This is a genomic window from Caldanaerobius fijiensis DSM 17918 (assembly GCF_900129075.1).
Lineage (GTDB): Bacteria > Bacillota > Thermoanaerobacteria > Thermoanaerobacterales > Caldanaerobiaceae > Caldanaerobius > Caldanaerobius fijiensis.
On the sequence record NZ_FQVH01000051.1, the window covers coordinates 1 to 10,644 of the forward strand.

Genomic DNA, 10,644 nt, shown 5'->3' on the forward strand with positions numbered 1-10,644 from the left:
ATCTTGTAGAAGCAGCCAATTGCGTAAGGATACACGCAAAAGAGTATGCTGATTTTTACTGCAAGAAGTACAATGAGGTTACCAAACACCAGCATAAGAGAGCCCTCGTCTTAACGGCACGTAAGCTTGTGAGACTGGTCTTTGCCTTGCTGAGCAAAGGCCAAATCTACCAACCGGGAGGTAATGGATAGATTTAGCAAATACATTTAACTGAATATCAGCTAAGTTTCCTTCCATTATTATCCAATATATGGTGGGTTTATTAAGTGTTGTCTTTTTTAGAGTTTTTGAGGCCTTTATTTTTCAAGGTTCCAAAAAATACCACTTGACATTACACCGCTTGTCTTTTTTTTACAGCTCAACATATATATTATATATTCTTTATTCGAAGCTATAAATAAAAAAAGTCGAATACAATAAATTCCATATAAATATATCTTCTATGGCTGCTTTACCGCACTTTTCCTTTCGTTTACCTTAGTTTCAGCCCCTGGGCACCCTTGGCTATGGTTGGTGTTATCAACTCCCGTAACGGACTTTCACCGTCTATGTCATGCACATGCCGCACGCATATAAAAATCGAGGCGCATATCACCTCGACAAAATAAATTTTAACATGGATAGGGTAATTTATTTAATGAGCGATTTTAATGAATTTATAAGGGATCTAACTTCTTCAGCTTTTTTATCATCTATATATATCTCTGAACGCTTCTTTCTCTCTTCCGGCGTCAACGTTCCCATTTTTAAATAAATTTTATCCAATATGTCGAAATATCTGTCGATATACGACGGCACATTATTTTTAAATATAGTCAATTTCATTTGGCCTATTTGAGCAATTACTTCATCAAAGAGCTGCCTTTTAGTCTTCATATCTTTGTTAATAGGGTATAGGGTATTTGTTATTTCGATCAATTGGAATTCGGTATTTTGCAGTAAATCGACGAGCTTTTCTCTATTTAAGCCCTCTTTTTTTAATGCTTGATATTGCATAATCAAATTATCCAATTCCATTATTGCGTTGTGGTACTGTACTTTATCAACTTGATAAATATGTGAAGAATAACTGTAATTAAGAAAAAGCTCATAGATCAAAAATAACGATAAAGCTACGATAATCAGTACATGGGCATTTCTTTTTAAAAAATCACGTATTTTAATCACCTTTCTATGACATGGTCCAGCCGCCATCTACCGGAAGGGCTACGCCTGTTATATATGAAGACATATCCGAAGCTAAAAAGAGGGCTGCATGGGCCACATCTATGGGCTGTGCGAACCTCTTCAATGGTATGGGTGCCAGGAACATCTCCCTCAGTTCCTTATTCTCCAGCACTTCTCTGGTCATGCCTGTTTCTCCAGTGCCAGGGCATATGCAATTAGCTCTTATGTTGTCTTTGGCGTGATCTACAGCTATCGCTTTGGTCAACGACAGCACGCCGCCTTTGGATGCTGCATACGCTACGGCATCGGGAAATCCTATTAAGCTTGCGGCCGATGCAGTGTTTATAATTACCCCGCCGCCGTTTTTCTTCAAATACGGAATAGCATATTTGCACCCTAGGAATACTCCTTTGAGGTTGATATTGATCACCTTATCCCAATCTTCTGACGCCAGCGCTTCAGCATTCCCCGGTATGTATATACCTGCATTGTTAAATATAATGTCCAGTTTACCGAAAGCCTTAATTGCTTCGTCTACAAATCTCTTGACATCTTCCTCTTTTGAGACATCGGCCTTCACGAAGATAGCCTCTCCGTTGTTGGCCTTTATATCATCGGCGGTTTTTTGCCCACTCTCGCTGTTGTAGTCTACTGCAACGATTTTTGCTCCTTCTTGGGCAAACAGCAGTGATGTCTCACGACCAAATCCGGAACCTGCGCCTGTTATTATGGCGACTTTGTCTTTTAAAAGCATATTAAAACCTCCTGTCTGATTTAAATTTTGCCTTCAGTACCTCTCCCAGTGGATTACTTCATCAAGGGACCTCTTCTGCGGCATACGAGGTTCTGCAGCAGGATAGCCCATGGGGATTATGGATATCATCCTCAGATTTTCAGGTATCCCCAGGTATTTGTTTATGGCCTGCTCGTAGGTCCTATCGTAGCCTGCCACCCAGCACGTCCCTATGCCGTAAGCCTTTGCGGCTAATATTATGTTTTCTGTAGCCGCCGCTCCATCTTCCAGATGGTGGTCGTTGTCTTTCTCGCAGTACACTATTATACAGGCGGCAGCATCTTTTATGAATTTGCCGTAAGTGGCCTGCTCAGATATATACTTCAAGGTATCTTTGTTGGTAATGACCACGAAATGCCACGGCTGACCGTTTCTCCCCGAAGGGGCCAGCCTCCCACAGTCCACTATATCCTCCAGAACCTCTTTGGGAATCGGCTTATCTATAAAAGCTCTTACGCTCCTCCTTGACTTCAAAAGCTCGATAAACTCTTTCATAATACCACCCACCTCCTGACCTAATATAACTTTTGATACACTACCGATTATTATATCACACTTACAATTTATATCAAAATTAACATAAAGCGGGAAAACCCAGCTGCCTTAATGCCTCGTACACAACGATTGCCACAGAATTGGAAAGATTTAAAGATCTATCAGGTATCCTCTGGCTCATGGGTATCCTTATAGCATCTTCCTCATGTTGTTGTATAAGCCAACGCGGCAATCCTGCCGATTCTTTGCCAAACAGGATAAACGCATCCTCCTCATAGTGAACATCCGTGTAATATTTTTTCCCTTTAGTCGTGGCTAAATACAACTTTTTATCTCCGTACTGCTCTAAGAATTTGTCAAGACTGTCATGAACAACAAGGTCCAGGTATGGCCAGTAATCAAGTCCAGCTCTCCTTATACGCTTTTCGTCAAGGATAAAACCAAAGGGCCTCACCATGTGCAATCTACTGCCCGTAAGGACACAGGTCCTGGCTATATTTCCCGCGTTCTGGGGTATCTCGGGTTCTACTAAAACCACATTTAATGGCATGTCCTTCACCTCGTTTTTTCGCAATATGTGCGTCAATCCGATAAATTTACCTTGTAACGAAGCTATAATTCCCTTATCTCCCTTATTTGCTCTTTTCTTTTAGAACCTTATCGAAATATTCAAGAACTGCAAAACCCACAGCACCACCTGCCATTGCTATGGGAATTTCCATACGGGAATTTAGTGTAGCTGCTTTTGTGACAGTAAATAAAATCAATCCCGATAATAAAAATAAAATCAAATTTTTAACTATTTTATTCATAAACCTCCCCCTCTTCTCTCACTTTTAAAAATGTCTTTATAATATATTATACCAGATAATAAGCGATAGAAAATGACTTTTTTAGGTTACTTGTGGCATGTTGGCAAACTGTTCCAGATACAGCTGCCTGTACAGCCCGCCTCTCTCCATCAGTTCATCGTGATTGCCTCGTTCTACAATTTTCCCATCCCTCAATACAAAAATCTCATCCGCATTTCTGATGGTCGAAAGCCTGTGGGCTATCATCAGTACCGTCCGATTTTTCATCAGCCTTTCCAGCGCCTGCTGAACCAATGTCTCTGACTGTGAATCCAGTGCTGATGTGGCCTCATCCAGCAGCAATATCGGCGCATCCTTCAGTATGGCTCTGGCTATGGCTATCCTCTGCCTCTCGCCCCCTGATAGATTGGTACTTCTCTCTCCCACTACTGTATCATAACCCTGTGGTAGCTTTACTATAAAGTCATGGGCGTTGGCCAGCTTTGCAGCTTGAATTACCTCCTCCCTTGTGGCATCAGGTCTTCCATACCTTATATTTTCTTCTATGGTACATGGGAAAAGATATGTATCCTGAGAAACCAGTGATATCTGGGATCTCAACGCTTTGATGTCCCATTCAGATATGTCATGACCATATATTTTTACCTGACCTTTTTGATGTCTGTAAAAACCGCAAATCAGTTTAAATATCGTGCTTTTTCCGCTCCCGCTTTCGCCCACCAGGCCTACCTTATGCCCTTCTGGTAAATCAAAACTTAATCCCTTGAGTACATCATTCTGTCCATCATAGGAAAAATATACATCGTTAAAACTTATAACCGGCTGATTTGGCTCCAATAAAAATCTGCGCCCATCCCGTGATTCAACTGGTTGATCCAGAATCTCGAACAGGCGAGTAAATGAAGCCATATCTACCTTAATGTCGCTGGCAATATAAGGTATAACAGTTAGCGGGGCATATAGATATTCCAGTAAACTCAAAAACGCAATCATATCGCCCGCTGTCATATAGCCGTGCAACGATAAATACCCTCCATAAACCGCAAACAATAAATATGGTGTTAACCCAAGAACTGTGGTAAAAATTCTGATCAAAAGCCGACGTTTTTCTATATTTATTCCCTCATTGATTACGCCGCGGATAATCTTACGGTATTTATCATACATTAAATCCTGCAGGTTAAAGGACTTCACTATGGGCATTCCCATTATTACATCCTCTAATATGGAATTAGATTGCCCTAACCGTTCTTGTAGCTTAAAGGCATACTGTTCCAGTGAACCTGTTATTTTATTTGTTAAAAACATCACGAGAGGTAGTACGACGGTACTTATGATGGTGATTGGTCTATTAATGGTAAAAAGATAAACAAAAGCACTTATAAAAGCAAGAGGCTGATACAGCAAATCCTGCAAATGGCTCTGCAAAAAACTTTGAACCTTGTTCATGTCATTGGTAAATACTGATATTATATCCCCGGTATTTCTTGACTCCAGATAGCTTACAGGCATATTAAAAATCCTGTTTATAAACAGTCTTCTCATGGAGCACATACTGCCTGATGTAAATCGCCCTATGAGGTACCTATTTATGTACTTCAATATAAAGCCTGTGATCATTATGAATATTAAAAAATATACAGTTCTTATGAAATCGCTCCAATTCCCCTTTAAAACTGTATCCGTCATTATTTTCATATAATTGGCCACAAATATGTTGATTAAACTAAGTATAAACGTTACAATAACGCTAATAATTATGATGGGCAAATATGGCTTTATATAAAATAAGAGTTTAAAAATTCTATTATCCCTAATTGACCCCACCCGCCTTGTATTTATTCTCCCAAAAGGCATCTTTTGCTATCAATACAATTATATACCTTGCAATAACATTTTTAAAACCCAAATGTACTTAATTATGAAATATTGTAAATTGTGAATCACAAAAAATATATTGAATTATTGCATCAGATATTATATAATGAGGAAGGTGTAAAATTTTATGGATGAAAATTATGAAATAATAAAGCCACTGAGCAACAACGTAGTCGTCGCCGAAAAGGGCGATGATGTTTATGTGCTTTTAGGTAAGGGAATAGGTTTTGGCAAAAAAAGAGGGGATGTAATAACAGAAGAAAAAAAGATCGAAGAAAAATACATCAAAATCGACCCTCTGGAGAAAAACAATTATAAAAAACTGCTCCAGGTTGTAGAAGGCGATATATTAGCTGTCTCCGAAGAAATCATTGCCATGGCAGAAAGTGCCCTGGGTGAGAAGCTAAATTCTCATATACATGTAGGTTTGGCTGATCACATAAATTTTGCTATAAAACGCATGAATGAAGGCATTGAAATCGTCAACCCGTTTATGTACGAGATTCAAGCCATGTATCCCAGGGAATATGAGATAGCTCGAAGCGCTATAAATTTGATTAAAGAAAAGTTGCATGTAGCCCTACCTGAAAGTGAAATAGGTTTTATAGCCCTTCATATTCATTCAGCAAGGGTTAATCAGGAGGTATCTGAAAGCCTGAAGCGTACCAGGTTGATAAAAGATATTACCGACATGATACGGCAGACGTTACACGTAGATTTAGATAAAAAGTCAATGGAGATGTCAAGGCTGATATCCCATTTGAGGTATTCAATAGATCGAATAGAATCAGGTAAACCTCTGGAAAACGTGTTGTTGCCATCAGTAAAGCGGCAATTGAAAAAAGAATTTAAAATAGCACAGCGCATATGCGATTTTATCTCTGAAAAACTGGGTAAAGAGGTTCCTGAAGACGAAGTGGGTTACCTGGCGCTTCATATACGCAGGCTTATATAAATCTTATATATAAATAAGGTTTATATAATTTTAAGGCGTGTTACTGACTCGATCAGGCATGAGCCTTATTAAATGTTTTTTTACATTTAATAAGCTCATGCCTTTTTATTTTTCAAAAAATAGAAAAAATATTATCAGGAGGTAATAACAATGTCAAAATCAAAAAAGAATCTCTTTAAGACTTTGCAGAAAATAGGAAAAGCTGTAATGACCCCCGTCTCCGTCTTACCAGCAGCCGGTATACTGGTTGCCATAGGCAGATGGCTTATGCAAAACCAGGGGTTGTCGAACGCTGTAGGACAGGTTATTTACAACGGTGGTCTCGCTGTATTCGCAAATCTATCATTGATATTTGCCATCGGTGTAGCCATTGGCTTTACAAGCAACATCGGCGTTGCGGCCCTGGCTTCTGCGGTAGGTTATGAAGTGATGGTAAACGTCCTGGATGTAATGGGCAAGCTGCTAAACATCCAGGCAAAAGGTATATCAAATATAGATACAGGAGTTTTTGGAGGCATAATAATCGGTTTATTAGCCGCCAAAATGTACGACAAATTTCATGAAACCAAGTTGCCACCTTACCTTGGATTTTTTGCCGGTAAGAGGCTTGTGCCCATCGTAACAGCAGCAGCATCATTGATAATCGGCGTGATCTTCGCACTGATATGGCCGCCCATACAGATAGGCATAAATAAATTTGCATCATTTGCTACCACTTCACCTATCGGACCGGCCATTTATGCAGCGGGAAAGAGGGCGTTAATTCCCGTAGGATTGCACCATGTTTTCTATCCGCCCTTTTTGTACCAGTTTGGTAGTTTTAAAGACCCTGCTACCGGACAAATCCTCCATGGAGAAACCGCTCGATATTTTGCGGGAGATAAAACTGCCGGTTACTTCATGGCCAGCGAATTTCCCATCATGCTTTTTGGCCTGCCTGCCGCTACACTGGCTATGTACCTGGCAGCTCCCAAACAAAGGCGTAAAACCATCGCTGGTGTCATGTTAACAGCAGCGATAACTTCTATATTGACGGGTATAACTGAGCCTATAGAATTTTCATTTATATTTGTGGCTCCACTTTTGTATTTCTTCCATGTAGGCGCTGCATTTCTGTCAGGGCTGCTTACAAAGGCTTTAAACATCAGACTGGGATATACATTTTCAGCCAGTTTGATAGACTATATATTAGGACTGTCTAATGCGCAAAATGGTTGGAAGCTATTTTTAATCGCGGGTCCTATAATAGCTGTATTGTATTTTGTGATATTTTATTTCTCTATAAAGTTCTTCGACTTTAAGACTCCTGGCCGGGAGGATATAGATGATGAGGAAACAGCAACAGAAGCATCCGTTGCAGACAAAGATATGGACAAAAACACTAAAGCAGCAAAAGTGCTTGCTGCCTTAGGAGGAAAAGAAAACATCGACACCATCGATGCATGTATAACCCGATTGAGGCTTACAGTAAATGATGTATCTAAAGTGGACAAGGCAGAACTCAAGCGGCTAGGTGCTGCAGGTATACTGGACGCCGGAAGCGGCAATCTTCAGGTGGTCTTTGGCACCGAATCAGAAATGCTCAAAGATGAAATACTCAAACTTATGAAATGAGATGGAAAGGAGTTTGCAAATGTTTGGATTGTTTAAGAAGAATAAAAAAGAGCAAAAAAAGCCCGAAAAGGTCATAATAAAATCGCCGGTTAATGGTAGATGCTTTGATGTAAAAGAAATACCAGATGAGGCGTTTTCATCGCTGATGATGGGAAATGGCATAGGATTTGAATCTTCTGACGGTGTGTTCTATGCGCCGTCAGATGGCGAAGTCCTACAGGTCTTTCCCACCAAACACGCTGCAATCATAAAAACAAATGAAGGCCTTGAAATATTGCTCCATATAGGCGTAGAAACAGTTTCTATGAAAGGTGAAGGCTTTGAATCCTTTGTCAAAAAAGGCGATAGGGTTTCGGCAGGAGACAAACTCATAGCCTATGACATTGAACTGGTGAAACAAAAAGCCAAATCTACTTTAAGTCCCATGATAATAACCAATATGGACCTGGTAAATTCTATAGATTTCCACTACGGGGAAGTGACCACAGACTCTGTAGTTATGGAAGTAACTCTAAAATAATGGAGGGAAAATGATGGTAGAGAAAAAGGCGATTGTGCGCAGCGAAAATGGCATACATGCAAGGCCAGCCATGAAGATCAACAAAGTGGCATTGTTGTACAAATCAAACATCACCATCGTAAAAGACGGAAATGAATATAATGCCCGAAGCATTATAAGCATAATGACCATGGCCGCTGAAAAAGGTGATGAGCTCATCGTACGGGCAGATGGCGTAGACGAAAAGGAAGCGGTTGATGCCATCGTGGAAGCCCTGGAGAATATAGAAGGTTAAGCGAGGAGGTTGCAACCTATGTTAAAAGGAATAGCCGCCTCGGACGGAATAGCTATAGGTGAAGCCTTTGTTTATAAAAAAGCTGAAATAAAAGCAGAAAAGCACATCGTCGATGATCCAATAAGAGAGGAACAGCGCTTTGACGATGCCCTGGACACAGCCAGAAAACAACTTGAAGACATATATGAGCAGGTTAAATCGGAGATGGGCGATGATAAAGCTGAGATCTTTGAAACCCATTTATTTATCCTCAACGATCCCGAGTTTTTAGGAAGTGTAAGGCACAAGATACAAAAAGAGAAATTAAACGCCGAATATGCGCTCATGTCATCTGCCGAAGAACTGGCAGAGATATTTAAGAATATGGGCAATGAATACATGTCCCAGCGGGCTGACGATATATTAGATGTAAGCAAAAGGGTCTTAAGTATATTGACCGGCAACAAAAATTTTTCTCTCAGCGAAATATCTAACCAATGCATAATAGTGGCTCACGACCTGGCTCCATCAGATACCGCCCAACTCAACAGGAAAAAAGTATCAGGCATAATAACAGAAACCGGTGGTCGCACATCCCATTCCGCCATTATCGCTCGTTCGATGGAAATCCCCGCAGTGCTGGGAGTAGACAGTGCAACATCGTCTATAAAGAACGGTGATTTTCTGATAGTAGACGGATATGAAGGTATCGTGCATATAAATCCTGAAGAAGCTATACTAAAAAAATATGAAGCAAAACGTGAAAAAGATCTGGAAAACAAAAGGCTTTTGTTGCGATACCGAGATGTGGAATCGATAACATTAGATGGAAAAAAGGTGGAAATCAACGCCAATGCCGGCGGAATCGAAGATATAGAACAGATATTAAAGTTTGGCCCTGATGGAATCGGACTTTACAGGACGGAATTTTTGTATATGGCCGAAGATAAGTTACCAACAGAAGAGGAACAATTCCGCGTATACAAAACCGTATTAGAGAAAATGGATGGCAAACCTGTAATAATAAGAACGCTGGATATAGGTGGCGATAAAAACCTACCAGCACTGAATATTGAAGCTGAAGTCAATCCTTTTTTAGGTTATAGGGCCATAAGGCTTTGCCTTGACAGGATAGATATTTTTAAGACTCAGTTGAGAGCTTTGCTCAGGGCTTCCGCATATGGCAATCTGAAAGTAATGTTCCCAATGATTACAAATATTCATGAGCTCAGGAAAGCCAAAGATATACTGGAAGAATGTAAAGCTGAATTAAAAAATGAAGGGCTGAAATTCGACGAAAATTTGGAAGTGGGCATAATGATTGAGGTGCCTTCTGCTGCATTGATATCAGATATCCTGGCAAAGGAAGCAGATTTCTTCAGCATAGGTACCAATGATCTCATGCAGTACACACTAGCAGTAGATAGGATGAATCAAAAGGTGTCGTATTTATACGACTTCTTTGATCCTGCTGTTTTGCGACTTATCAAGATGACCATAGATAATGCCCACAAAATGAGAAAGCACGTAGGGATGTGCGGCGAAATGGCTGGATATCTTCCGCTGATACCGGTTTTACTGGGAATGGGACTTGATGAATTCAGCATGAACCCATCTTCAATCATAAGTGTCAGAAGGTTAATAGCAGACCTAAAATACGAAGATTGTAAATTATTAGCAGATAACGTGCTACAGATGACCAGTTCCGATGAAATTAAAAATTATATTTCAAGTATAGAAATACCCGTTTTTAAAAAATAAAGCGTTAAAAAACAGGAATATATAGATAAACCATAGATAATAAAATAGGAGACTGTAAAAAATTTTGTGTAAAATGATTAAAAACCTCTTTCTTGGTAAGAATTCAAAAATAAAACAAACCGAGAAGGAGGTTTTTAAAAATGTCAATTTTGACAAAGGAACAATTAAAAAATTTCATCAGTGAAAACAATATTCAATCTATTCCAGACCTTTATGCGTCATTAAAAAACCTTTTTAAAGATACTATCCAAGAAATGCTTGAAGCAGAGCTTTCTACAGAGCTTGGATATGAAAAGTATGAGAAGAAAGATAAAGATACTCCAAACTCAAGAAATGGATATACTCAAAAGACTGTAAAAACTCAATTTGGTGAAATGGAAATTGATATTCCACGTG

General features: G+C 39.6%; 12 protein-coding genes and 1 pseudogene. 7 read left to right on the forward strand and 6 right to left on the reverse strand.

What is annotated here, in order from left to right; translation table 11 throughout:
- Window positions 1-191, forward strand: a pseudogene (locus BUB87_RS13060) (IS110 family transposase); the annotation flags it as partial.
- Window positions 192-630: 439 nt separating this feature from the next.
- Here the strand turns inward: BUB87_RS13060 and BUB87_RS13065 are convergent.
- The 6 genes from BUB87_RS13065 to BUB87_RS13090 all read right to left on the reverse strand — a co-directional run bounded on the left by BUB87_RS13065 (window position 631) and on the right by BUB87_RS13090 (window position 5,124).
- Window positions 631-1,167: a hypothetical protein gene (locus tag BUB87_RS13065; protein WP_073346361.1), complete on the reverse strand. Its 537-nt coding sequence runs from the start codon at window positions 1,165-1,167 to the stop codon at window positions 631-633.
- 4 nt (window positions 1,168-1,171) lie between these two features.
- Window positions 1,172-1,921 carry an SDR family NAD(P)-dependent oxidoreductase gene (locus tag BUB87_RS13070; protein ID WP_073346363.1) on the reverse strand — a complete coding sequence of 250 codons (750 nt, stop codon included), beginning with the start codon at window positions 1,919-1,921 and terminating at the stop codon, window positions 1,172-1,174.
- Between the two features lie 33 nt (window positions 1,922-1,954).
- Complete coding sequence (locus tag BUB87_RS13075; RefSeq protein ID WP_073346367.1) at window positions 1,955-2,455, reverse strand: nitroreductase family protein; 501 nt, start codon at window positions 2,453-2,455, stop codon at window positions 1,955-1,957.
- Window positions 2,456-2,534: 79 nt separating this feature from the next.
- Window positions 2,535-3,005, reverse strand: a complete 471-nt coding sequence (locus BUB87_RS13080) for a tRNA (cytidine(34)-2'-O)-methyltransferase (RefSeq protein WP_073346370.1) — start codon at window positions 3,003-3,005, stop codon at window positions 2,535-2,537.
- Between the two features lie 82 nt (window positions 3,006-3,087).
- Window positions 3,088-3,267: a hypothetical protein gene (locus tag BUB87_RS13085; protein ID WP_073346374.1), complete on the reverse strand. Its 180-nt coding sequence runs from the start codon at window positions 3,265-3,267 to the stop codon at window positions 3,088-3,090.
- A gap of 81 nt (window positions 3,268-3,348) precedes the next feature.
- Complete coding sequence (locus BUB87_RS13090) at window positions 3,349-5,124, reverse strand: ABC transporter ATP-binding protein (protein ID WP_073346376.1); 1,776 nt, start codon at window positions 5,122-5,124, stop codon at window positions 3,349-3,351.
- Between the two features lie 148 nt (window positions 5,125-5,272).
- On the opposite strand from BUB87_RS13090, the gene BUB87_RS13095 reads away from it, so the two are divergent.
- The 6 genes from BUB87_RS13095 to BUB87_RS13120 form a co-directional block, all read left to right on the forward strand.
- Window positions 5,273-6,100, forward strand: a complete 828-nt coding sequence (locus BUB87_RS13095; protein ID WP_073346379.1) for a BglG family transcription antiterminator — start codon at window positions 5,273-5,275, stop codon at window positions 6,098-6,100.
- A 150-nt stretch (window positions 6,101-6,250) separates the two neighbouring features.
- The gene (locus BUB87_RS13100) at window positions 6,251-7,714 is read left to right on the forward strand and encodes a PTS transporter subunit EIIC (protein WP_073346382.1); all 1,464 of its coding nucleotides are present in this window, start codon (window positions 6,251-6,253) and stop codon (window positions 7,712-7,714) included.
- A 19-nt stretch (window positions 7,715-7,733) separates the two neighbouring features.
- Window positions 7,734-8,234, forward strand: a complete 501-nt coding sequence (locus BUB87_RS14600; protein WP_073346384.1) for a PTS sugar transporter subunit IIA — start codon at window positions 7,734-7,736, stop codon at window positions 8,232-8,234.
- 13 nt (window positions 8,235-8,247) lie between these two features.
- Entirely contained in the window at window positions 8,248-8,508 is a 261-nt protein-coding gene (locus BUB87_RS13110; RefSeq protein WP_073346387.1) for an HPr family phosphocarrier protein, read from the forward strand.
- 18 nt (window positions 8,509-8,526) lie between these two features.
- Window positions 8,527-10,248: a phosphoenolpyruvate--protein phosphotransferase gene (gene ptsP / locus BUB87_RS13115; RefSeq protein WP_073346388.1), complete on the forward strand. Its 1,722-nt coding sequence runs from the start codon at window positions 8,527-8,529 to the stop codon at window positions 10,246-10,248.
- Window positions 10,249-10,388: 140 nt separating this feature from the next.
- Window positions 10,389-10,644 (forward strand): transposase (locus tag BUB87_RS13120; RefSeq protein WP_200792844.1); only part of this gene is annotated, 256 nt, incomplete at its 3' end.

Coding starts and splice junctions, on each gene's coding strand:
- BUB87_RS13070 (WP_073346363.1), bottom strand. CDS start 1,921: ATGCTTTTAAAAGACAAAGTCGCCATAATAACAGGCGCAGGTTCCGGA.
- BUB87_RS13080 (WP_073346370.1), bottom strand. CDS start 3,005: ATGCCATTAAATGTGGTTTTAGTAGAACCCGAGATACCCCAGAACGCG.
- BUB87_RS13095 (WP_073346379.1), top strand. CDS start 5,273: ATGGATGAAAATTATGAAATAATAAAGCCACTGAGCAACAACGTAGTC.
- BUB87_RS13090 (WP_073346376.1), bottom strand. CDS start 5,124: ATGCCTTTTGGGAGAATAAATACAAGGCGGGTGGGGTCAATTAGGGAT.
- BUB87_RS13110 (WP_073346387.1), top strand. CDS start 8,248: ATGGTAGAGAAAAAGGCGATTGTGCGCAGCGAAAATGGCATACATGCA.
- ptsP (WP_073346388.1), top strand. CDS start 8,527: ATGTTAAAAGGAATAGCCGCCTCGGACGGAATAGCTATAGGTGAAGCC.
- BUB87_RS13075 (WP_073346367.1), bottom strand. CDS start 2,455: ATGAAAGAGTTTATCGAGCTTTTGAAGTCAAGGAGGAGCGTAAGAGCT.
- BUB87_RS13085 (WP_073346374.1), bottom strand. CDS start 3,267: ATGAATAAAATAGTTAAAAATTTGATTTTATTTTTATTATCGGGATTG.
- BUB87_RS13100 (WP_073346382.1), top strand. CDS start 6,251: ATGTCAAAATCAAAAAAGAATCTCTTTAAGACTTTGCAGAAAATAGGA.
- BUB87_RS14600 (WP_073346384.1), top strand. CDS start 7,734: ATGTTTGGATTGTTTAAGAAGAATAAAAAAGAGCAAAAAAAGCCCGAA.